This window comes from Paraburkholderia tropica (assembly GCF_914484835.1).
GTDB classification, from domain to species: domain Bacteria; phylum Pseudomonadota; class Gammaproteobacteria; order Burkholderiales; family Burkholderiaceae; genus Paraburkholderia; species Paraburkholderia tropica_A.
The window spans coordinates 323,438-346,012 of record NZ_CAJZAR010000062.1 but is presented as its reverse complement, the minus strand read 5'-3'; the positions used below and the strand labels follow the sequence as shown (position 1 = coordinate 346,012).

The window sequence follows — 22,575 nt, the reverse complement described above, 5'->3', positions numbered from 1 at the left end:
CGCGCTCGCAGTCGGCTTACGAAAGCATCACAATTCAGCCACTCACTGCCCCAACGCCACCATCAAATACACCCCACCGGCAAGCATCGCCAGCAAGCCCGCCGGCATCTGCTGAGGAAACAGCACGTTTCGGCTCAACCAGTCGGAGACCACCATCAACAGCGCGCCGAGCAGCGCGGATGCCAGCAGTTCGACCGCCGCGCGCCGAAACCCCATGCGCCGCACCGCATGCGGCGCCATCAAACCGATGAACGACAGCGGACCGACGATCATCGCGGCCGCTGCGCTCAGCAACGCCGCCAGCAGCAGGATCAGCAAACGCGCGCGGCGCACCGGCAGGCCCAGCGACGCCGCCGCCGGCGCGCCCAGCGGAAAGATATCGAGCCAGCGCGCGCAGCACAGCGTCAGCGCGAGCAGCACGACCGTCAGCGCGAGCGCGCCCCCCGCGAGCGAGGCATCGATCAGATAGGTCGAGCCCATCAGCAGATTGCGCAGCATCGGCGCATAGGGGCCGCTGCCCGCGATCACGAGGCCGAACACGGCTTGAGACAGCGCGCCGACCGCAATGCCCGCGAGCAGCAGTTGTTCGGTCGCAAAGCCGCTGCGGCGCGCGAGCGCGAGCATCGCCAGCAAGGTCGTCAGCGCGCCCGCGCCGCAAGCGGCGAACATCAGCGGCGCGCCGGGCGCACGCACCGCGAACAGCAGCAGGATCATGCCGAGCATGCCGCCGCCGCTGATGCCGAGCACCTCGGGGCTCGCCATCGGATTGCCGGAGAGCCGTTGCAGCAGCGTGCCCGCGAGCGCAAGCAGCGCGCCCGCCGCGAGCGCGCTTTCGATACGCGGCGCGCGCCAGTGCAACAGGCCGCGCCATTCGTCGGCGCTCGCCCAATGCCAGCCGGTCATGCCGCGCCCGAAAGCGGCGGCGGCGACTACCGCCACGGCCAGCGCCAGCGCGCCGCCCGCCAGCAGCCGACGCGTAGCCCGCAGCGAACGCAGCGGCATTGCGCCGGATGCAGCGGGTGAATCGATGCCCGGCGGCGTGGCGCGCACCTTCAGGCGCGGCACCAGCCAGAGCAGCAGCGGGCCGCCGAACAGCGCCGTCGCCGCCCCCGTCGGCAGGAGTTCGCCCGCGAGGCCGCCCAACTGCTGGATCGCCTGATCGGTGACCCAGAGCAGCAGCGCGCCAATCGCGGGCGCCCACGTCAGTTGATCGCGCAAGCGCCGCGCGCCGCACGCGCGCGCGACGGCGGGCGCAGCGAGCCCGATAAAGCCGATCACGCCGACCGCCGCGACCACGAACGCCGTCAATGCGACCGCCGCCGCCAGCGCCAGAAAACGCGTGCGTGTGAGCGCGAGGCCGAGGCTGCGCGCGCCCGCATCATCGAGTCCGGCGAGCGTGAGCGGGCGCACCAGCGCGCCGCACAGCGCCGCGCAGACGAGCACGCGCGGCAGCAGCCACAGCGTCGTCTGCCAGTCCTGTTGCGCGAGCGCGCCGCCGCCCCAGATGAACATCGCCGCCAGCGAACGCTCGTAAACGATCGACAGCGCGAGGCTCAGCGCGCCGCAGTACAGATTGACGATCATGCCGCCCAGCACGAGCGTCACCGGCGCGAACGCACGCCGCCAGGCGAGCGCGAACACGAACAGCATCGCCAGCGCCCCGCCCGCGAGCGCGACGCCCGCGCGCCACGGCTGAAGCCACGCGGGCGCCCAAAGCGTCGCGAGCAGCAGCGCGAGATACGATCCGGCCGACACACCCACCGTCATCGGCTCGGCGAGCGGGTTGCGCAAGACCTGCTGAAGCACCACACCCGCCAGCGCGAGCGCCCCGCCGCACAGCAGCGAGATCGCCAGGCGCGGCAGCCAGCTCTCATGTACCACCATTTCGCGGATGTCGCTCTCATCGGGCGCAAACAACGCCCGCGTCCAATCGCTCGCGGGCAGATGCGTCGCGAGCCCGTGCAGCGTCATGATCATCGCAACGATCAGCAATCCGAACAATCCGATCAACGGAGTGCGCGTGTGCCAGGTGCCTTGCGTGCGCGTTATCGGCAGATCATGCATGGCGTGCCTCCAGCGCAAGCAGTACGTCCGCGAGTTGACGCGCGAAGCGCGCGCCGCTATAGAGCGCGCCGCCCTGCGAGACCTTCGGCATGCCCGCCACGCGGCCCGCGCGCGCGAACGGCAGGCTGTGCCAGAGCACGCCGTGCGCGAGCGTCGCGCGCGCGGCGTCGGGCAGCGGGTCGAGATAAACGAGGCGTGCTCCGGCGGAGTCGGACGTGTCGGCGGCATCGGCCAGACGCGTGAAGTCGGTCACCGCGTAACCGCGCGCGTTGGTCGCCCCACGCCACGCATTGCGCACGCCCATGCGCGTCATGACATCGCCGAACAGACTGCCCGGCCCGTACACGAGCAAATGCCGGTCGTCGATGAATTCGACAACAAACAGCGGCGCGCCAGTCTCGCCGCCCGTGTCGAGACGCGAGCGCGCGGCGCTCAGTTGCGCGTCGGCGTGCTGGATCGCCAACTCGGCCTGCGGCACGCGATCCAGCACGCTCGCGAGACGGCGCGTCTCGTGCGCGATCTGCCGCCACGGCTCGACGCCCGGCGCGGACAGCGCGAGCGTGAGCGTCGGCGCGATGCGTTCGAGCTGCGTGCGCATCGGCGCATGCGCGGGCGTGAGCAACAGCAGATCGGGACGCAATTGTTCTAGCAGCTCGAAATTCGGCTGATAGAGCAAGCCGATGTCGATCACGCTGGCCGGCAGTGGCGGCTCGACGTTGGTGCGCCGATACCAGTCGGGCACCGAGGCCGCGAGCGGCGTGACGCCGAGCGTGAGCAGCATCTCCGTGAGCCCGAAATCCATCACGACGATCCGTTGCGGCGCGGCGCGCGGCGCGGCCCACGCCGACCGCGCGCCGAAGACGCCCAGCCCGCACGCGAGGCCCGCGGCGGCGAACCCGATCCATTGACGTCGATGCATGCGCGCCCCTTTCACCGTGAATCGCTCACCACTGATACTTCGCAGTCCCGAGCACGCCGATCTTCGAACCGTAATAGCACGCGCCGCCCGAACAGTACGCGACATAGGTGCGGTTCGTCAGGTTGGTGCCGTTGAGCGCGAACTTCCAGTTGCGGATGTCGTAGTGAAGCGCCGCATCGAGCAGCACGACGCTGCCCACGTCGAACGTATTGGCCGTATCGCCCGCCGACATGCCGATATAACGCACGCCGCCGCCAAAGCCCAGACCGCGCAGCGGGCCGCCATGCAGTGTGTAATCGGCCCAGAGATTCGCCATGTTGCGCGGCGCCATCGTCGGACGCTTGCCGAGTTGCGACGGCGTGTTGGTCTCCAGCACGACCTGGTTCAGATACGTGTACGAGCCGAGCAGCGCGAGGTCGTCGGTCAGCTGGATATGGCCTTCGAGTTCGAGACCGCGCGAGCGCACTTCGCCCGTCTGCACCGAATAGCCCGGATGGTTCAGATCGGTGGTCGTGACGTTGTGCTGCGTGAGATCGAAAATCGCCGCCGAATAGAGCGCGTTATAGCTCCTGGGCTGATACTTCACGCCCACCTCGTATTCCTGGCCCGTGGTCGGCATCAGCGCCTGGCCCGAGAAATTCACGCCCGTGGTCGGCTGGAACGACTTCGCATACGAGAAGTACGGCGCGATGCCGTTGTCGAACAGATACGAGAGACCGCCGCGCCACGTGAACGCGTGCGGCGTCTGGTTTTGCAGGCCCGTGCTCGACCCGCTCGTCTGAATGTTCGTCGACGTCCAGTCGTTGCGGATGCCGAGCGTGAGCAGCCAGTGACGGTATTCGATCTGATCCTGCAAATACACGCCGAGCTGATCGGTGGCCGTATCGACGCGCTTGGTGGTCGTGTAGATCTGGCCGACCGTCGAGTAGTCGGGATCGAACGGATTGAGCGTACCGACCGAGCCCGAGCCCGAATTCGTGCCGCTCAGCAGGCGCTGGTAATCGACGCCGAACAGCACCGTCTGCTTCACGTCGCCCGTCGAGAATTTCGCCTGAAGCTGATTGTCCATCGCGAACTGGCTCAGGTGTTCGCGATCGAGAAACGCGCTCATGGTGAGCACCGACTGATTCGTGCCCGCCTTCCACGTGCCGAAATACGACTGACGATAATCGACGTCGTCATGCATATAGCGCGCATTCGAACGGAACGTGAAGACGTTATTGATCTTCTGCTCGAACTGATAACCGAACGCATATTGCGTGCGGCGGAAATAATCGGTGTCCGGATTGCCGATGTACGTGCCGGGGCTGATCTTGCCGTTCGGGTTGTACGTCGCCGTGCCCTGCACCGGCAGCGAATCGAACAGGCCGCCCGCCGGATCTCGCTGATATTGCGCGTACAGCGTGAGGCGCGTGTCGGCGTTCGGCTTGATCGTGACGCTCGGCGCGAACGCGATGCGCTGATCCTTGACGCCGTCGACCTGCGTGTCCGCGTCGCGGCCCAGACCAACGATGCGCCACAGCACCGTGCCGTCCTTGTCGACCTTGCCGCCCACGTCGAACGCGGCCTCGTAGCGGTTGTGATTCCCGAATTGCAACTGGACTTCGTTGACCTGATCCTCGGTCGCGAACTTCGACACCATGTTGACGATGCCGGCCGGACTACCCGCGCCATACAGCACCGACGCCGGACCGCGCATCACATCGATACGTTCGAGAAAGTACGGATCGATGCGCGGATTCGCGTAGTACTGGTTCGCCTGCAACGCGAGACCGTCGAGATACTCCGAATAGTCGAAGCCGCGCCCGCGCAACTGGTCGAAGCGAAAATCGGTCGAGTCCTGCGAGTACACGCCCGGCGTGTAGCGCAAGGCCTGATCCACGGTGGTCGCGCCCTGCTGGTCCATCTGCTCGCGCGTGACGACAGAAATCGACTGCGGCACGCGCACGATCGGCGTATCGGTCTTGGTGCCCGTCATGGTGCGTTTGGCGACAACGCCCGAAGTCGGGCCGGTCGGCGAATCGCGCTGAGCATCGACATTCACGGCCGGCAGCGTGCCGTTTGCGCTCGACGCGGTCGCCGCCTGCGCGGTTTGCAGCGAACTGGCGTTCTGTCCGTTTTGAACGCCGTTGGCGTTGTCCGTGGACTGCGCATGCGCGACGACCGAGAACGCCAGCGGTACACCCAGCCAAGCCTGTTTCAACGGCAAAAGCCTTGTGGCAAACCCGTGCAGCCCCGTCATCTTGTTCTTTTTACGTCCCTTCATCGTCAGATCACCAAGTGAATGTTAATGATAATGCTTCTTATTCCAATCACAAAAGCTATACTTCCCACGGCGATGAACGTCGCGGGCCAATGGCGTTTGTCGTGACTTGGGGGACTGTGTCGTTAGAGGGCGCAGGCGCCGAAGCCCCGTGAACAAAGGGCTAAGCCGGGCCTGGCGAGGTCAGATGATACAAGTTAGCCCCGCGCAGAGGCGGACGACTTGTTCGATCACCCGGACAACTTTTGTCCAGATGGAATGTTATGGAAGCCTTTTCGATTCAAACCGACAATCCGCGCGCGAAGCTCCGGGCCGCCGCGCCACCCGCGCCGCCGACGCCGAAAAGCGATTTGCCGGCCGTGTTCGGTCAGGCCATCGAGTACGAGTCGGGCGCGCGCGAGATCGCGCACACGCATGCGCGCGCGCAGCTGCTCTACGCGACGAGCGGGTTGATCCGCGTGCGCACGCCAGCCGCGAGCTGGGTCGTCACGCCCGACTGCGCGATGCTCGTGCCGCCGCGCGTCGAGCACGAACTGGAGATGGTCGGCAAGGTCGGCTTCCGCACGCTTTACGTCGATCCCTGCCCGGCCATCGGCGGCGACGAAGGCCGTCTGCTGCCCGTCAACGGCCTGCTGCGCGAAGCGATCCTCGCGATGGTGCAGGAACCCACGCGCACGCGCGAACCGGGCAGTCTCGCCGATATCCTCACGCAGCTGATCGTCAATCTGCTCGCCGCGGCCTCGCCCGCCGACGACCAGCCTGGCCGTCTGCCGCTGCCGCAACATCCGCGCTTGCACCGCATCTGCCAGGCGCTGATCGCGCAGCCCGCCAATAACGATTCGCTCGAACACTGGGGCGACCGTTTCGGCGCGAGTTCGCGCACGCTCGCGCGGCATTTCCAGCGCGAGACCGGCATGCCGTTCGCGAAGTGGCGCGAGCAGATGCGCGTATCCGAGGCGATGTGCCTGCTCTCGACCCATACGCCGATCGACGAAGTCGCGAGCCGCCTCGGTTACGCCGACGCGAATTCGTTCGCCGTGATGTTCAAGCGCGTGCTCCAAATGACGCCGCTGAAATACCAGTCGATGATGTGTGGTGTGTTGGGCGGGGCGTGAGGGTCATCGCCGCAAATCGCGATTCCCACGTTGCTTATACGCCGCCCGCCTTCGAACGAAAGCACAAATCGTTGTTAGCTCAATGACAGGAACAATGGTCCACTGATCGGCTTTCCTATGCTGATCGGATCATGTCAACCCGCTCCTCCTCTTCGTCGCCGCGCAACGGCGCGGCACGCGTCGGCTTCGCCGCATTCATCGGCACCACGATCGAGTGGTACGACTTCTACATTTACAGCACCGCGTCGGCGCTCGTCTTCAGCCACGCGTTCTTTCCCGCCAGCGCCAGCGCGTTGACCGGCATTCTCGGCTCGTTCGCGGCCTATGGCGTGGGCTTTTTCGCGCGTCCGCTCGGCGCGGTGTTCGCGGGCCATTTCGGCGACCGCATCGGACGCAAACGCGTGCTGGTGTTTTCGCTCGTGCTGATGGGCATCGCCACGCTGCTCACGGGTCTGCTGCCGACTTACGAAACGGCGGGCCTGCTGGCGACCGCGCTGCTCGTCACGCTGCGTCTGCTGCAAGGCATCGCGACCGGTGCCGAATGGGGCGGCGCGTCGCTGCTCTCGGTCGAGCACGCGAGCGAGCGTTCGCGCGGCCTGCTCGGCTCGTTCACGCAGGTCGGTTCGGCGGCGGGCATGCTGCTCGCGTCGGGCACGTTCCTCGCGGTGCGGCAGTGGCTGTCCGCCGATGCGTTCACCGCGTGGGGCTGGCGTCTGCCGTTTCTGTTCAGCGTCGTGCTGGTCGCCGTGGGCGTGTTCGTGCGCGCGCGCATTCACGAGCCCGCGCCGTTTCTCGATGCGCAGGCCGAAGGCAAGATTCGCCGCCTGCCGGTCGCCGATGTGTTCCGCCATCATCGACGCGCGCTGTTCGTCACGATCGGCTTGCGGCTGCTGCAACCGGCCATGTACGCGATCGTCACCACTTACGCGATCAGCTATCTGAATCTCAAGCGCGGCGGCGCGTCGTTCGCGCTGAGCGCGGTGATCATCGGCTCGGCGTTCGCCATCGTCGCGACGCCGCTGTGGGCCGCGCTGTCCGACCGCATCGGCCGCAAGCGTCCGGCCGTGTGGGCGGTGGTCGGCATCAGCCTGCTGGTCTGGCCATTCTTCTGGTTCCTCGACAACGGCGATCTGCGCTATCTGCCGGTCGTGTTCGCGATCGAACTCGCGCTGTTCGACGCGGCGATCTACGCGCCCGGCGCAGCCTGGTTCGCCGAGCAGTTTCCTGTCGAGGTACGCTACAGCGGCATCTCGCTCGGCTACCAGATCGGCACGTTGATTTCCGGCGGCCTGACGCCTTTCGTCGCCGCTGCGCTGCTCGCGCTCGGCCACGGTTCGCCGTGGTACATCTGCGCGTATATCAGCGCGCTCGGCGTGTTGAGCCTGATTGCCGTGCTCGCGGCGGCGGACCCCGCACGCCGGTTGCGCGACGCGCGACTCGCGGTTTCGCCGGGCGACGCCGCGATTGCGAACCCACGTTAATGCCTTGCGCTGTTCTCTTGCGCCGATCACTTTTACCGAGTCAATTTCGATGAGCGAATCCCGCACACACGACGACGAAGCCCGCATCGTGGGCGCCCTCGAACGCCGCCACGCCGGCCCGAAAGCCTTTCGCGCGCTGTCCGCGCCGGTCTGGCGCGCGGGCCGATTGTCGGAGAAGGACAAGCATCTGGTGGCGGTCGCGATTGCGCAGATCACGCGCTGCGCGTTCTGCATCGAGCATCACGCGGCGCTCGCGCGCCAATGCGGCGCGACCGAAGCCGAAGCGCTGGCCGTGAGCTATGTGAGCGCGGCGCTGGAATCGATCGGCGAAGGCACGCTGAGCGTCACGCACGGCGCGCTCTCGATCGAGGATGAAGCCGCCGTTCGCGGCATGTCCGTCGCGCAGGCGCGCCTCGCGTTCGCGCAATCGGTGTTCGCCACCGATGCGATCGACGCGCCGCTGGTATGGATCACCGCGGCAGCCGTGGCTTATGCGCAGTCCAACGACGCGCGTCGCCAGGCGCTGCACGCACAGGCATTAGCCGCCGATGCGCACCCCGACGCGCTGAACGAAGCGTATGCGATTGCCGTCGTGCTGCGCGCGGGCGCGGTCTACGCGCATACGCTGCATGTCACGGATGCGTTTCGCGACACGCGCGCGTAAACGCGTACGTAATGCGCGTACGCAATGCGCGTAACGTCGCGCGATTCAGGCCGCGCGACGCGAATTCGGTGCGAAGATCTTGCGCATCTTCGTGCCGAGCCGACGCAACGGCGCGCGCTTGAGCGCCTTCACCTGCTGCTTCGCGCTTTCGAGCGCGCTGCGCGTGGCGGCGAGTTCATTCACCAGCGCAGAGTCCGCGGCGATACCGTCGATCAGCGCGATATCCACGACACGCGTCGAACGATGCAGCGGCACCACGCTGTGCGGCCAGTTCACATTGGGACCGAAGGCGAGCACCTGAGTCGCTTGCGCGAGCTTGCTGGTCCAGAACGATTGCGTGTCCGCGTTGATCTCGCCCGATTCGGCAAGCTCGCGCGACAGCGCCAATGCGTCGAGGTGAATCTCCAGACCGCGCGCCGCGTCGAAGCCGCTTTGACGCGGACCATCGGCCGATTGCACGCTGCCGAACGACGGATTCAATCCCGACATCTTCGCGATCCATTGCTCCGCCGCCTGCGCATAAACCGGCGAGCGCGCGGCGAGATCGCAATCGAATACCGCATCGGACGACGTGAACGCGTGCCGCAGCGTCAACAGCCAATGCGCGAGAAAGCCGCGATAAGCATCGGCGGGATCGATTTTCGCCACGTAATCCTTGAAGAACGACAGACGCGCTTCGAGCGTGATGCCCTCGCCGCTCTCCGTCACCTCAGGCACTTCCGGCAAGTCGATCCGCAGCGCTTCCATCACCTTGCGCGCGAGCGGCACGTGGCGGTTCATGTCGAGCACGGCAAACGGAATCGCGACGAAGTGCGCGTTGCGATGCTTCGCGAGCAATTCCCAGCACGATTGCCATTGCGTGATCGGATTCTTCAGGACAACGATATGCACGGCGTCGGGAAAGGTTTTGTAGAACCAGTCGAGACGCCCCAACGAGCGGCAGAATTTGAAAACCGGCACGCGCTTTTCGGCGGTCGCATGGCGCGTGAGCGTGTTCAGATAATCGACGATGCGCGGTGCGGCTTCGGGCGCTTCGCCGGAAAAGCTATCCACCGAAAAGATGTCTTCGTAGCCGGCGATGCCGGGCTGATCGCCATCGAGCAGATACGCGAATTCAGCGAAATACGGGCTTTCCAGATTCGGGTGGCCCGAACGCCAACTGCTCGCGGTGCTTTTGTCGAGCATGTCGCGGTCGATCGCCGCGAGCATTTCATGCAGCGGTTCGTAGTACCCCGTCACCTGATCGAGATTGCGAAAACAGGACCATAACCATGTGCCCGCGGTGCGATAGCCGGTGTGCAGGAAAATGGCTTTGGGTTCGGATTGCATGCGACCTCGGTAATGAATTCAAATGCCCGCAGCCGAATGAAACCGACGACAGACCAACGCGGAAACGCTGGAGTGTAGGTCGACCAAAACTTTCACAGGTTACACGCAGCATTACGAACGATTACGAATTGAATTCAATCAGCTGTCACGCGCGTCGCGATAACGTTTGCGGATACGAAAAAGCCCAGGCGGTCAGGCCTGGGCTTTTCGGCAACGCACGGCGCGCGGGCGCGTCTGAACGCCCGGTGCGCATTCAGAACGTGCTCAATGCTGCGGTGCGAAATTGGCGGGCGCGACCCAGCGGAAGCCGGTCAGGACCTTGCCCTTGAACTGGCATTCGAACTGCGCGGGCACGAGCGACTGCGTGCGCCGGTCTTCCATCATGCCGCTCACGGTGACCGTGCGGCCATCCGCCGACGGCCGCTTGTCGCTGACCGAAACGAGCGCGGGCTCCGCGGACGTCTGCATTTTTTCCACGCACTGGTCGGTATTTTTTTCGGCCACCGAAGCGCAGCCTTCGAGCGACAACGCAGCAGCGATCAGCGCGAATGCCACGAGCCTGTCCTTCTTCATATCTTCTCCCTCACACTTCGAATACGGTTCATTGTCCCCAGATTCATACGGCATGCCTGGCCGACGCCGATTCTATCTCAGCGGCGAGTCAATTCTTCATAACGAAGCGTCGAGAATGTATTCGGACGTCGATGAAAAAAAGCCCCGGCGATCCGACCAGGGCTTTGCTGATCGCCGAAAACCACGCCCGGCGATCGGCGGACGCGCATTCGACGCACGCCCGCGCCATTCATAATCCGCAAGAAAACCGTGAAAACCCATCGCTAAACGCTCAGCGGCGCATACCGCCCCCACCGCCCGCGCCGAAACTGCCACCGGACCAGCCGCCACCGCTCGAACCTTGCGTCGCGCCCGTCTCGGTGCTGTCCGACTGGCTGTCGTCGAGTGTCGACGCGCGCGCCGCGTTGCGGCTGCGCGTGATCGTCAAACCTGCCGCGCCCGGGCCGTGCGCCGCGTCCAGCGCGGCGAAACCGCCTGCTTCGTGCGCATCGTGCGCGTGATGGGCGGGGGCCGCATTCGCGTTCAGCGACGGATGCGAGCCATACACGTAGCCCTGGCCCACGCCAATCGCGAGGCTCACGCCCACCGGCCCGCAGCCCGTGCTGATCACGGCGGCCTCCTGCGTAAACGAGCCCATCGTGCCCACGCCCGCCGACATCTCGCCGTTCACCGAGACCGGCGCACATTGCATCGCGTCGATCACGACGGCGTTCTCCGGCACCGTCACGTCGATGAAATCGTTCCCGCCGATCAACACACTCGCCAGTTTGCCCGGCGCGAGCACGCCACCTCGGCTCGCGCCGGTCGTGACGAACTGGATATCGGCGGCAAAACCGGTGAGGTGCGCCGCATGAGGCGGCAGCGTGACGCGATACGCCGCGTCGCGCGGACCATCGTCGATGCCCGCGAAGCTGCCGCCTCGCGTCACGATCCTGAACCCGATGCCGGGCAGGTTGGTCGCGTAGACCTTGCCGAGTCCCGAACTCGTGTCGGCGGGCGCGTACACGCGCAATTCGCGTGCGTTGTCCGGGCCGCTGCACGTGAAGGGCAGGTCGTTGAGCGCGGCCACGTGGGCCGAGCCGACCGGCGTTCCCACCGGCGCATTGAGCGGCACCGAGAGTTGCACAGGCGAAAGCGGCAGCACCAGCACGCCGGGATTCGCGGTCGGGCGGCATTCGGCGTGCGCGAGCGGCACGTAACAGCCGGCGAGCAACGCCAGCGCGGCGGCGAGCCAGCGTGTGCCGCGACGCGCAATCGATTCGAAAGAGCGGAGCATCGTAGAAAAGAGGCAATTGAGCGCGAGCGATTCTACGGCAGCGCGATTTCAGTGCGCCGACATGCAATTTACCGATTGTTACTTCAGTGTGACGCCCGCGCCTGGTCCTGCGCGATAAAGCGCATCACGCCCGCCTGGCGTGCGGGCTCTCCTGTGTCGCCCGGATGATGGATGCCGTCCGTGACCGGCACTTCGGCGAAATCGAACGGGCTGACGCCTTCGAGACACGCCACGTTTACCGCGTAATGCTGCGGACTCGACCGACGTTGAAGATGCGTAGCGATGCCGCAGCGCGAACAGAAAAAGTGCTGCGCGACGCCGGTATTGAAGCGATAACGCGTAAGCACGTCCTCGCCTTGCAGAAACCGGATGCCGTCCGTTGCGGCCGCGACGACAGCGGCACCGCGCATCCGGCAATAGGAGCAATTGCAGCGGCGGATCGAATTGAAACCGTCGCTCAGTTTCACTTCGAAACGCACCGCGCCGCAATGGCATTGCGCTTTCAGATTATTCGGATCGCTAATCATGTTGAAACATTCTCCCGGCTGAAAGTCATTTGCAATTTTTAGAGCCCCAGACACACCGCGCCCGACGCCACGATCAGGCAAGCGATCCAGCGCGACGCGCTCACCGTTTCGCGTAGAAACACGCGCCCGATCAGCACCGCGAACACCACGCTGGTCTCGCGCAACGCCGATACCGCCCCCATGGCGCCCGACTGCAGCGCCCAGATCACGATGCCATAGGCCGCGATCGACACCAGGCCGCCGACGACCGAGGTGCCGAGCGCCATCGGCTCGTCGCGCAACGACCGCCGCAACGGCGCGACGCCGCGCATCGCGACGAAGTAGAGCGGCGTGAGCCAGTAAAACAGGAACATCCACGCGGTATAGGCCACCGACTGACCATCGGACAGCCGCACGCCAATGCCGTCGATCACGGTATAAAGCGCAATCGTCGCGCCGGTCGTCAGCGCGGCCAGCGCGCCCGAACGCGAAACGTGGCGGCCCATCAACGCGATCGCGCAGATGCCGCCCGAAATCATCACGATCCCGAGCGCATGCACGGGGCCGATCGCCTCGTGCGCGAACAGCGCCGCGCCGAGCGTCACGAGCAGCGGCGACGAACCGCGCGCGATCGGATAGGCGAGCGCCAGATCGTTGCGTCGATACGAGCGCACGAGACTCACGTTGTAGAAGAAATGCACGAGCCCCGACGCGACGATATACGGCCACGACGCGCTCGCGGGCAGCGGGTTCGCGACGATCACGAGCGTCGCGCAGGTCGCGATGGCGATGCTCATCCACGTCATCGACAAAAAACGGTCACGGTTGCCGTGCAGCATCGCGTTCCAGGTCGCGTGGAGCATGGCGGCGAGCAGCACGATACCGCCGGTGTAACTGAGCATGGGCGTGGTGATTGAAAGGACGTAAAAGGCGGCAAGGGGCTTGAATCGGCGCAGTGAATCAACGCCATGAAGCAGCAAGAATAACTATCTTGTCCGCGACCAACAAACCAGATAAATTGCGGTTTCGCGCCAGATAAACTCATCCGAATGAAACCCGTCTTGCCCCCGTTGAACGCCCTGCGCGCTTTCGAGTCCGCGGGACGGCTCGGCAGTTTCAAGGACGCCGCAGCGGAATTGCACGTGACGCCCGGCGCGGTGAGCCAGCACGTGCGTCTGCTGGAAGAATGGCTGGGCGCGCCGCTGTTCGAGCGGCTGAACCGGCGCGTGCAGTTGACGCCCGCGGCGCAGGTCTATCTCGACGAAATCGGCCCGTTGTTCGAGCAGCTATCGCAGGCCACGGCGCGTTACGGCGCGCCGCGCGCGGTGCCCCGCACGCTGACCGTGAGTTCGCTCGCCACGTTCACCTTGCGCTGGCTGGTGCCGAGGCTCGCGAAATTCCGCGCCGAGCACCCCGATATCGAGGTGAAGGTGGAGACCTCGAACGAGCCGCCCGAGAGCCTCAAGGACGGTTACGACGTGATCATTCGCGGCGGCCCGGACACGTTTTACGGCTATGCGATGCGCCCGTTCCTGACCGAGGAGCGGCTGCCGGTCTGCAGCCCGGCGCTGTTGCGGCACGCGCCGCTGCGTACGCCCGCCGACTTGCGCGCGCATACCTTGCTGCATACGTCGAGTCTGCCGAGGCTCTGGCCCGACTGGCTGGCGAGCGCGCAGATTCCCGCGCTGACGCCCGCCGCCACGCTGACCTTCGATCACTTCTATCTGACCTTGCAGGCCGCGATCGACGGCATCGGCATTGCGATGGGCCCGACCGCGCTGGTCGCCGACGATCTCGCGGCCGGCCGGCTCGTCACGCCGTTCGCGGGGCCGCGTTTGCCGTCACGCAGCTATTGCACCTATGTCGCCGATGAAAAGGCCGACGACGAACGCGTGCTGCTGTTCCGCGCGTGGCTCGAACGCGAGGGGATGGGGGCACAGGTTCGCGGCACGAAGCGCTGAAATCGTCACTCAGGCGCGCGCCTTGCGCGTCTTCGACCCGCGCGAATCCGGCACGGTTTGCAGCAATTGATCGCGTATCCAGCGATGCGCGGGCGTGCCCGCGTGCCGCGTGTGCTGATAGATTTTCAGCGTATAACGCGGCGCGGCAAACGGCGTGGGAAAGATCTCGACCGGTGCGGCGTCGCGCAGAATCAACGCAGCGCGCTGCGGCACCGTCATCAGCAAATTCGAGCGCGCGACGATAAACGGCGCGACCAGCACGCTCGGCAAATGCACCGCCACTTCGCGCGCCACGCCGAGCCGGTCGAGCACCCGATCGATCGCGCCGCGCGACTCGTCCCACGGCGTGACCACCACGTGCTGCGCGGCGAGATAGTGCGCCATGCTCAGCTTGCGGCGAATCGACGGATGCTCGCGGCTCGCGATCACCACATAGTCGTCGGAAAACCAGTCGGCGCTTTCGACACCTGCGGGCAAGGGCAGCGCTTCCTCGTCATAGCCCAGCGCAAAATCGATACGGCCCGAAGCGAGTTCGTCGGCGGACTCGCGTCCGCGCGAATACACGATCTTGAAGCGCAGTTTGGGCGCGACGTCCTGCATTCTCGCGATAAACGCGGGCAGCATCGCGAACGCCGTGTAATCGGTGGCGGCGAAAACAAACGTGCGCTCGCTCGCGGCGGGATCGAACTGGCGCGCGGGCGCGAGGCCCGCATGCAGCAAATCGAGCGCCTCGCCAATCGGGCGCATCATGCCTTCCGCCGTGGCCGTCGGGCGCATTTCATTGCCGATGCGCACGAACAATTCGTCGGCGAGCGCGTCGCGCAGCCGCGCCAGCGCGTGACTCAGCGCCGACGCGCTCATCGCCAGCTCTTCCGCGGCCAGCGTCACCGAGCGATGGCGCACGAGCGCGTCGAAAACCAGCAGCAGGTTCAGGTCGAGCCGGCGCAGATCACGATGCATACTGTTCAATCCATGATGACAACAATGCAGTATACGCAGATCGGATATCGACTACCATCGTCAACCTGCTGATCGTTTTGCAGCTTCATTGTTTATCTGGAACCGTTTATACCGCCATGGCACTGACAATCCGGCCCGCGACCGCAAACGACGCGGCCCTCATTCTTCGCTTCATTACCGAACTCGCGATTTACGAAAAGGCCGAAGATCAGGTCGCCGCGACCACGGAAACCATTACGTCCTCGTTATTCAACGATGCATCGCCCGCGAAGGCGCTGATCTGCGAACTCGACGACCAGGCCGTCGGTTACGCCGTGTATTTCTTTTCTTATTCGACGTGGCAGGCCAAATCCGGTTTGTATCTGGAAGACCTTTACGTTTCACCCGACGCGCGCGGTCAGGGTGCGGGCAAACGCCTGTTGCAGCATCTCGCCGGTATCGCGGTGGAAAAGGGATGCGGCCGCTTCGAATGGAGCGTGCTCGACTGGAACACGCCGGCTATCGAGTTTTATCAATCGCTCGGCGCGAAACCGCAGGATGAATGGATTCGCTATCGCCTTGAAGGCGAGGCCATTCGAACGCTCGCCGTCGCGGCGACGGAGATCGAAGCGTAAAACGAGTGAATGGATCACTCGAAAAAAAAGCGGGCCGAGGCCCGCTTTTTTTGTCGCGCTAAAACACGCTTCAGCGCATCTTCGCGACTTTATCCGCCGTGATCGTCGCGGACGGATTACCGAATTGCGTCGTGACGAAATTCACCAGCGTCGCAATTTCGCTATCGCTGAGTTCGCCCTTGAATGCCGGCATCGCCACATGACCCGCATTGGTCTGACGGCTCACGCCGTGCAGCACGACCATCGTGAGATTGTCGGCGTTCGACGCGCCCACACTGCTGTTATGCAGCAGCGACGGATACGCGCCCGCGTCCTTGCCGCCCACGCCCGAGCCTTGCCAGCCGTGGCAGCTCGCGCAATTGGCATTGAACAGCGTGCGGCCATCGGCAGCGCCACCCGCGCCGAGCACGGTCAGCGGCTGATTGCGCAACGCGCTCACGCTCTGGATCGGCGAACCCCAGCCATAACGCGGCAGGTTCGTGGCGCTCATGCCGTTATTCTGCGCGGGCACCGTGCGCAGATACGTCGCCATCGCGCGCAGATCCTGATCCGAGAGAAAGCGCGTGCTGTTCTCGACGACTTCGGCCATCGGACCCGCCGCATTCGCCTTGCCAGGCACCGCGCCGTCACGCAGATACGCGATCAGCTCCGCGTCGCTCCAGCCGCCGATGCCTGCAACGTTGTCGGGCGTGATGTTATACGCCGTCCAGTTGCCGAGTTGCGCGCCCGCGAGCGACTGGCTCGACAGACCCTGCATGAAATTGCGCGGCGTGTGGCACTCCTGGCAATGCGCGAGCGCGCCCACCAGATACGCCCCGCGATTCCATTCGGCACTCTTCGCGGGATCGGGCTGGAAGCGGCCCGAATCGAAATTGAAGAGATTCCAGAACACCATTGCCCAGCGCTGGTTGAACGGGAAGCCGAGCGTATTCGCGGGCGTCGCTTTCGCGACCGGCGCAATCGTGCGCAGATACGCACGAATCGCGAGAATGTCGTCGTCGGTCAGCTGCGTATAGGACGTATAAGGCATCGCCGGATACAGGCGCTTGCCGTCCTTCGATTTACCTTCGCGCACCGCGCCGATAAAGTCCGCATCGCTCAGATTGCCGATGCCATACGTTTTATCGGGCGTGATATTCGTCGAATAGATCGTACCGAACGGCAGATCGAACGGCACGCCGCCCGCATAAGGCTGCGCCTTGTTCGACGTATGGCAGGCAATACAATCCGCCGCGCGCGCGAGATATTCACCGCGCTTGACGAGCGCGGCCTCGTCGCTGGCGCTGGCCGCGTGCGCGAGCGTGCCGGTCAGCACGCCGCTCAAGGCCAGCGCGCTGGCAGGCAGCCATTTGCGCAATACGCTGAAGATTGAACGCGGGCTCGTGTTGATCTTGTGGGTCAGTTTCATCGCGCGCGCCTCAAGCATGTTTCATTTCGTCGATCAGCTTGTCGGCGAGACGCATCGACAGCGCGCAAAGCGTGAGCGTGCAATTCACCGTGCCCGCGCTCGCCATCGTGCCGCTCGACGCGATGAAGAGATTCTCGTGATCGTGCGAACGCAGATCCTTGTCGACCACCGAATCACGCGGATCGTCGCCCATGATGAGCGTGCCCATGATGTGATTGTTGTTGAAGTACGAATCGTCGAAACGCACTTCGGTGCCGCCAAACAGGTTCGCGATATTGGCGTAATGACCGCGCGCGACCTTCGCCGCCCGGTTGATGTAATCGTCGATGCGGTAATGCACTTCGGGACGCGCGATGCCCAGTTTGTCCTTGAATTCGGTGCTCGCCGTAATGCGGTTTTCCGGGTCCGGCAGAATATCGAAGAAGCTGTTCACCACCACCCAGCGCGAGGCGTAATCGCGAATCTTCTCGTCGAGTTCCGCGCCGTAGACGCCCTTTGAAATCAGATAATCGCTCACGGCGCGCATCGGCGAATAATTGCCGACGTTGAGTTTCATCGCCGAATATTCCGAACGGAATGCACCGTCGCGCAAATTGTTGATGCATGAAAGGCGCATCGGGCCACGGCCCGGCCACATCGGTTCCGCCGAGAGGAACGTGACGGTCGTGCCCGGGTGGTCCATCAGGTTGCGGCCCACCTGGTCCGAGCTATTGCCAATGCCGTTCTGGAACTTGTCGCTTTTCGAAATCAGCATGAGCTTGGGCGTTTCGATCGCGTTCGACGCCAGCACGAAAATCTTGCCGGTCACGCGCTGCGTATTGCCGTCCGGGTCCTTGTAATGGACCGCGACGATGCGCGCGTTTTCATCGTGTTCGATGCGATACACCACGGCATTCGGCAGCAGGCGCGCCTTTGCGGCTTCGGCCTTGCGAATGGCGGTTTCGCCCGTGTATTGCGCTTCGATCGGGCAGATCGGCATGCAGTTGCTGTTGCCGCAGCATGCGGGACGGCCGTCGAACGGCGCGGTATTGCGCGCGGCCGGTTCGGTCACGTGCTTGTAGCCCGCTTTCTCGACTACGTCCTTGAACTTCTGGTCGAAGTCCGAGAGCGGCAGCGGCGGATGCGGATACGGCTTCGAGCGCGGCGAACCGAGATCCTCGGGACCGCCCACGCCCATTTCCACTTCGGCCTCGTAGTAATACGGTTCGAGATCGTCGTAACTGATCGGCCAGTCGCGGCCCACGCCATAGAGCGTTTTCAGCTTCATGTCGTTGGGCAGCAGACGCCACGACTGCGCCGACCAGTGCCACGTCGTGCCGCCGACCATGCGCAGATAGCCCGCCTTGTACTGTTCCGGGCCGCGCTGCACGAGATAGTCGTTGGCCGGCGAATACTGCGGATGCGGCGCGTGCTCGGTGGGCGGATACGGCGACTGGAAATCCGACTTAAATGGACTATTCCGGTAATTTTCGACGATGCGCCAGCGCTCGATGCGCGGCCCCGCTTCGAGCATGAGAACGTCGATGCCCGCCTTGGCGAGCTTCTGTGCGATCTGACCGGACGCGATGCCGGCGCCGACGATCACGACGTCGGCGGAATGGTTCGTTGCCATGGGAATGCGGGGATCAGGAGTGGGACAGCACTGGGGGCTTGGCCCAGTAACCAGGCACGCCGCGCGCGTAGCTCGGCATGACGATGACATCCGCGATCGGCGGATACATGAGCGCCTGTTCGTAGGCGACGGTGCGCGCGTTCTTGCCGCTGCCGACCACACCCAGATACCACGCCGTCATGACCTTCTTCGGCAGTTTGGCGAGCGCGGGCTGCGAGGCGTCCAGCACCGATTGCAGGCCATTTGCAGGGGTATTCGTGCGCGCGACGAAGTCGTTGAGCTGTGCGATGATCGCACTCGCGTTCGCGTCGTCACCCTTCAGTCCGGTGAGAATCGCGCGGCCGATTTCAACGTCGAGCGCGGTCTTGCCGGTCAGGTATTGCGAAAGCTTGATGAAAGCGGAGAAGTCGGCATCCGCGTTGGCCGCGGCGGCCTGCGCATGGGCGGCGGCGATGGAGCCCATCGCGCCGAGACCGGCCACGCTCAGCGTGGCGAGCACGGTCGTGCCGATCAGAAATTGCCGCCGCGAAGGCGCGAACGGCTGGGACGGAGATTGCTGTGGAGACGTCATCACGTTTCCAGATTGCGCGTCCGGCGCGCTCTGCGGCGCTTCACTCGAATCGGCAAATCTGTACTAACTGGTTAAAAACGCGTGCAGTGTACTCGATGTGGCGAATTGGCGCACTCCTGCTTACAGAACAGCGTAGTGCAATTCCGCCAAAGCGCCAAATGCCATTTCGATTGCGCGTCTCCCGCAAGCCGCCGTCTTACCAGCCGGGGTCCCCGCCCTGGCAGGTCAATGCGCAGCCCAGCGCGCTCACGGTGCCGACGGTGCCCAGCCCGAAGCCGAGCGCGATATTGCCGAGCGTCGACGAGCAGCCCTGGAGCTGGGTGATAGAGGCGATTGCAATCAGCAGGAAAAGCCTACGCAACCGTAGACCAGCGATAGTTCGAAACACGGGGATAGCCTGTTAGAAAGGGAGTCGTGACGTCCTTTGTTGTTGGATCAGCATACGCGCGAGGCGCGTGGACGAAATCGCAATCATCAAGCGAGAAACGGAACTACTTACCAAACCTTCCGCGCTTGCATTTTCCTTTCATTTATCGCGCGACGAGCGCCTGAATCGCCGCGCATCGCCATCAGGGCGCGTCCTGCACACGCACGATGCGCGTCTTGTGCACAAGCGGATCGCGCCACACGAGCGTGGTCCGGTCGACTTCCGCGCGCTCCTGCTGCACGCTGCCGTGAATGAAAAAGTAGCTGGTCGTGACGTCGTACAGCGACGAATCGAGCGACACGCCGTCCACATCCGCCGCCTGCAGCGCCAGCGTCACGTCGCTCATGTTGCGGAAGAACACCGTCTGGCGCGCGGCGACAAACGTCTGAGCTTTCGCGAGCGTCATGCCCGGCACGATGGCGGTCAGCACCTCCGCGCTCGCGGTGTTCATGTTCACCGGCGTCGCATTCGGCAGCACCGTAATGAACGGGCGCAGGCGCGCGACGGCGGCGGGCGTGAAGCCGGGAATGTCGAGCAGCGCGTTCACATCGGTCATCAGCAGCGATGCCGTGGCGCGATGATCGTCGTCGTCATCGTCGTCGATGCCGGGGTTATCGGTGTACTCGTCGTCTTGCGCGGGCGAGCTTTGCGCCGTTGCCGCCGCACCGCCCGACGTGCTCGCGTTCTCGAAGCGCGTGGCGGAATGCGAGAGGCCCGAGCGCACATACAAGGCCGTCTTGCTCGCCAGCTGCTGGTTGATGCCGAGGACCTGCAGCAGCCGCTGGAACGCCTCCAGTTGCGTGGCATTCACCTGCAGCACGCCGGGCGACGGGTTCGACACGAGGCTGCGCAGATTGAAACGCGACTGCGCATCCTCGACCGTGCCCGACAACCACGTCGATCCGACCTGCCCGCTGCCCTCGCCCTCCATGCCGCCGAGGAAGTGGCTCAGGCGCGTGCGCGCGACCGGCGTGCTCCACAGGCCGCCGAGATACGTGGCGGTCGGCATCGTGTCGGCCTCGGTATGCAGGATCAGGCGCGTCCAGTCGAGCGCGCCGCGCGCGACCCATTGCGCCTGCACGATCAATCGCTGATCTTCGATGCGCCTCACCTGCACCTGTTCGCGCCAGAGAATGCCCGACACCATGATCGCCGAGAGTGTCATCACCAGCAGCGCGGTGATGATGGCCGCACCGCTTTCGCGCCGTCTTTTGCGGGGATATCGAATGGGAATGCGTGTCGGCATCGTCACTCTCCCACGAGGAATGCACGGTCGATGGGCCGCGCAAGCGACGACGAACCGATGCTGACCTTGAAGCCCGTCACCGCGCGTGGCAGCGGCATGGCGGCGAGTTGCGGAATCGTCAGATTGTTGTCGTTGGTCGCGATGGCGTTGCGCACGTCCGCCATTTGCGTCGTCCATCCGGTTGGCGGCACGTACAGGCGCACCTGAATTTCGCCGACGCCATTCATCAGCGGCACCGCGCTCCATGTGCTGTCCGCGCCGCTGCGCATCGCGCGACGGACTTGCCCGAAATTGCCGAGCGGCGGCGACGCATAACGCGTCACGAGTCCATTGGACACCTGATAGCGCACGACTTCGAGACGCGGCGCGTGCCCCGGCGCCATCGGATACGTGCGCACGATCTGCAAGCCCGAGCGGTCGGCGGCAATCGCACTGCCGCCGGTTTCATCGTCGGATACCGCGAGCCGCGCGTCGATACGCATCTGGTCGAACAACTGCGCGAACACGCGTTCATCCGCCATCGAACGCGAGATGGCATCGCGGCCGCGCGCGATCGCGTCGAGTCCGCGCCACGACAACACAGCGACCACCGCGAGGATCGCCACGGCCACCATCAATTCGATCAGCGTGAAGCCGCGCGCTCGCTTGCGCACGCCGGCGCGGTGTTTAAAGCGAGCGGTTGTTTTCATCGTCGAGCATCGTCATGATTTGTGCGAGCGTGCCCTTGTGGCCCGGTGTCGTCACCGAAATTTCCACGCGCCTGAATTGCGCATTGGGCGTGGTGCTCACGCTTTGCGTGCACATCAGCGCGAGATTGCCTTCGGAGCAGTCGAACTGCCGTACGCCGAGCGGCGGCCATGCGTGCGTGAGGCGCAATTGCGTCAGCGCGTTATCCGCGCTCCAGCCCGCGAGCATGCGCTGATGCAATTCGGCATCGCTCGACGCGAGATTGCCGACCGCGCGCAGCGAGGCCGCGAGCGCCACCGCGATAATCGCCAACGCGACGAGCACTTCGATCATTGTGAAGCCGCGTGCGTGTCGATTGAAACGTTTGGATGCACGCATGTCATCGCACCTCGAAGCGGCCGTTACCGGTGCCGACAATCGTCGCCGTGCCCGCTGCGGAATAGAGCGTGATGTTCACGGGCGCATCCACGGCCTCGACGCCGAACACGATGCGAGACTCCGGCGTATCGTCGCGTTCGCCCGGCGACGAAATCCGCACATCGGTCACGCCGCCGTCCCAGTTGCGCGGCCCGAGCAAATCGTCGCGCAGCGGACGCCAGCCGTCGTGCGTATGAATATCGAAACGATAGCCGCCTTGCACGGGTTCCCATGCGATGGACTGCTCGCGGACTTGTGCGTCGTCGTCCGCCGATTCGAACAGCAAGGCGAGACGCTGCGCCTCCTCGTTCAGATCGGTGCGCGGATTGCGGGTCATCGCCAGCGACGCCAGCGAAACCAGCAGCCCCGCGATCACCAGCACGACGAGCATTTCGAGCAGGGTGAAACCGGCGGCGCGATGCGTGCGGTGTTTCGCTTTCATCTTCGGCACTTCGGGTCGTTTTAAACTTCGCATTGCCTTC

At 64.5% G+C, this 22,575-nt stretch carries 22 protein-coding genes; 5 read left to right on the top strand and 17 right to left on the bottom strand.

Going from position 1 to position 22,575, the window contains the following annotated elements:
* Positions 1 to 42: 42 nt before the first annotated feature.
* From fhuB to LDO54_RS22585, 3 genes are read right to left on the bottom strand one after another with little or no spacing between them, the layout of a single operon-like run.
* Complete coding sequence (gene fhuB / locus LDO54_RS22595; RefSeq protein ID WP_224012885.1) at positions 43 to 2,064, bottom strand: Fe(3+)-hydroxamate ABC transporter permease FhuB; 2,022 nt, start codon at positions 2,062 to 2,064, stop codon at positions 43 to 45.
* Positions 2,057 to 2,983, bottom strand: a complete 927-nt coding sequence (locus LDO54_RS22590) for an ABC transporter substrate-binding protein (protein ID WP_224012884.1) — start codon at positions 2,981 to 2,983, stop codon at positions 2,057 to 2,059. The genes fhuB and LDO54_RS22590 overlap by 8 nt, the downstream gene beginning before the upstream one ends.
* A 25-nt stretch (positions 2,984 to 3,008) precedes the next feature.
* A complete protein-coding gene (locus LDO54_RS22585) occupies positions 3,009 to 5,186 on the bottom strand; it encodes a TonB-dependent siderophore receptor (RefSeq protein ID WP_224012883.1) in 2,178 nt (725 codons plus the stop codon).
* A gap of 323 nt (positions 5,187 to 5,509) precedes the next feature.
* Here LDO54_RS22585 and LDO54_RS22580 point away from each other — a divergent pair, with 323 nt between their 5' ends.
* The 3 genes from LDO54_RS22580 to LDO54_RS22570 all read left to right on the top strand — a co-directional run bounded on the left by LDO54_RS22580 (position 5,510) and on the right by LDO54_RS22570 (position 8,506).
* Positions 5,510 to 6,361, top strand: a complete 852-nt coding sequence (locus tag LDO54_RS22580) for an AraC family transcriptional regulator (protein ID WP_224012882.1) — start codon at positions 5,510 to 5,512, stop codon at positions 6,359 to 6,361.
* A 131-nt stretch (positions 6,362 to 6,492) separates the two neighbouring features.
* The gene (locus tag LDO54_RS22575; RefSeq protein ID WP_224012881.1) at positions 6,493 to 7,842 is read left to right on the top strand and encodes an MFS transporter; all 1,350 of its coding nucleotides are present in this window, start codon (positions 6,493 to 6,495) and stop codon (positions 7,840 to 7,842) included.
* 49 nt (positions 7,843 to 7,891) lie between these two features.
* A complete protein-coding gene (locus tag LDO54_RS22570) occupies positions 7,892 to 8,506 on the top strand; it encodes a carboxymuconolactone decarboxylase family protein (RefSeq protein ID WP_224012880.1) in 615 nt (204 codons plus the stop codon).
* Positions 8,507 to 8,551: 45 nt separating this feature from the next.
* Here LDO54_RS22570 and LDO54_RS22565 read toward each other — a convergent pair whose 3' ends face one another.
* The 5 genes from LDO54_RS22565 to LDO54_RS22545 all read right to left on the bottom strand — a co-directional run bounded on the left by LDO54_RS22565 (position 8,552) and on the right by LDO54_RS22545 (position 13,092).
* Positions 8,552 to 9,835, bottom strand: a complete 1,284-nt coding sequence (locus LDO54_RS22565) for a hypothetical protein (RefSeq protein ID WP_224012879.1) — start codon at positions 9,833 to 9,835, stop codon at positions 8,552 to 8,554.
* Positions 9,836 to 10,099: 264 nt separating this feature from the next.
* Positions 10,100 to 10,408, bottom strand: a complete 309-nt coding sequence (locus LDO54_RS22560; RefSeq protein WP_224012878.1) for a hypothetical protein — start codon at positions 10,406 to 10,408, stop codon at positions 10,100 to 10,102.
* 271 nt (positions 10,409 to 10,679) lie between these two features.
* Positions 10,680 to 11,684, bottom strand: coding sequence for a hypothetical protein (locus LDO54_RS22555; RefSeq protein WP_224012877.1), 1,005 nt, complete (start codon positions 11,682 to 11,684; stop codon positions 10,680 to 10,682).
* A gap of 83 nt (positions 11,685 to 11,767) precedes the next feature.
* Positions 11,768 to 12,292 (bottom strand): GFA family protein, encoded by a 525-nt coding sequence (locus tag LDO54_RS22550; protein ID WP_224012876.1) that lies wholly within the window; start codon positions 12,290 to 12,292, stop codon positions 11,768 to 11,770.
* Positions 12,250 to 13,092, bottom strand: coding sequence for a DMT family transporter (locus LDO54_RS22545; RefSeq protein ID WP_224012875.1), 843 nt, complete (start codon positions 13,090 to 13,092; stop codon positions 12,250 to 12,252). The genes LDO54_RS22550 and LDO54_RS22545 overlap by 43 nt, the downstream gene beginning before the upstream one ends.
* A 147-nt stretch (positions 13,093 to 13,239) precedes the next feature.
* Here LDO54_RS22545 and gcvA point away from each other — a divergent pair, with 147 nt between their 5' ends.
* Positions 13,240 to 14,151, top strand: coding sequence for a transcriptional regulator GcvA (gene gcvA, locus LDO54_RS22540; RefSeq protein WP_224012874.1), 912 nt, complete (start codon positions 13,240 to 13,242; stop codon positions 14,149 to 14,151).
* Positions 14,152 to 14,160: 9 nt separating this feature from the next.
* Here the strand turns inward: gcvA and LDO54_RS22535 are convergent, their stop codons facing one another.
* A complete protein-coding gene (locus LDO54_RS22535; protein WP_224012873.1) occupies positions 14,161 to 15,111 on the bottom strand; it encodes a LysR family transcriptional regulator in 951 nt (316 codons plus the stop codon).
* A 116-nt stretch (positions 15,112 to 15,227) separates the two neighbouring features.
* On the opposite strand from LDO54_RS22535, the gene LDO54_RS22530 reads away from it, so the two are divergent.
* Positions 15,228 to 15,725 (top strand): GNAT family N-acetyltransferase, encoded by a 498-nt coding sequence (locus tag LDO54_RS22530; RefSeq protein ID WP_224012872.1) that lies wholly within the window; start codon positions 15,228 to 15,230, stop codon positions 15,723 to 15,725.
* Between the two features lie 70 nt (positions 15,726 to 15,795).
* Here LDO54_RS22530 and LDO54_RS22525 read toward each other — a convergent pair whose 3' ends face one another.
* From LDO54_RS22525 to LDO54_RS22490, 8 genes are all read right to left on the bottom strand, one after another.
* Positions 15,796 to 17,133, bottom strand: coding sequence for a cytochrome c (locus LDO54_RS22525; RefSeq protein WP_224012871.1), 1,338 nt, complete (start codon positions 17,131 to 17,133; stop codon positions 15,796 to 15,798).
* A gap of 10 nt (positions 17,134 to 17,143) precedes the next feature.
* The gene (locus tag LDO54_RS22520; RefSeq protein ID WP_224012870.1) at positions 17,144 to 18,745 is read right to left on the bottom strand and encodes a GMC family oxidoreductase; all 1,602 of its coding nucleotides are present in this window, start codon (positions 18,743 to 18,745) and stop codon (positions 17,144 to 17,146) included.
* Positions 18,746 to 18,758: 13 nt separating this feature from the next.
* On the bottom strand, positions 18,759 to 19,316 hold the full coding sequence (locus LDO54_RS22515) for a sorbitol dehydrogenase family protein (protein ID WP_224012869.1): 558 nt from the start codon (positions 19,314 to 19,316) through the stop codon (positions 18,759 to 18,761).
* Positions 19,317 to 19,512: 196 nt separating this feature from the next.
* On the bottom strand, positions 19,513 to 19,677 hold the full coding sequence (locus LDO54_RS22510) for a hypothetical protein (protein ID WP_224012868.1): 165 nt from the start codon (positions 19,675 to 19,677) through the stop codon (positions 19,513 to 19,515).
* Between the two features lie 208 nt (positions 19,678 to 19,885).
* On the bottom strand, positions 19,886 to 20,989 hold the full coding sequence (gspK, locus tag LDO54_RS22505; RefSeq protein WP_224012867.1) for a type II secretion system minor pseudopilin GspK: 1,104 nt from the start codon (positions 20,987 to 20,989) through the stop codon (positions 19,886 to 19,888).
* Between the two features lie 2 nt (positions 20,990 to 20,991).
* Complete coding sequence (locus LDO54_RS22500; protein ID WP_224012866.1) at positions 20,992 to 21,678, bottom strand: PulJ/GspJ family protein; 687 nt, start codon at positions 21,676 to 21,678, stop codon at positions 20,992 to 20,994.
* On the bottom strand, positions 21,656 to 22,054 hold the full coding sequence (gspI, locus tag LDO54_RS22495; RefSeq protein WP_224012865.1) for a type II secretion system minor pseudopilin GspI: 399 nt from the start codon (positions 22,052 to 22,054) through the stop codon (positions 21,656 to 21,658). The genes LDO54_RS22500 and gspI overlap by 23 nt, the downstream gene beginning before the upstream one ends.
* Position 22,055: 1 nt before the next feature.
* Positions 22,056 to 22,535 (bottom strand): GspH/FimT family pseudopilin, encoded by a 480-nt coding sequence (locus tag LDO54_RS22490; RefSeq protein ID WP_224012864.1) that lies wholly within the window; start codon positions 22,533 to 22,535, stop codon positions 22,056 to 22,058.
* Between the last annotated feature and the right edge of the window lie 40 nt (positions 22,536 to 22,575).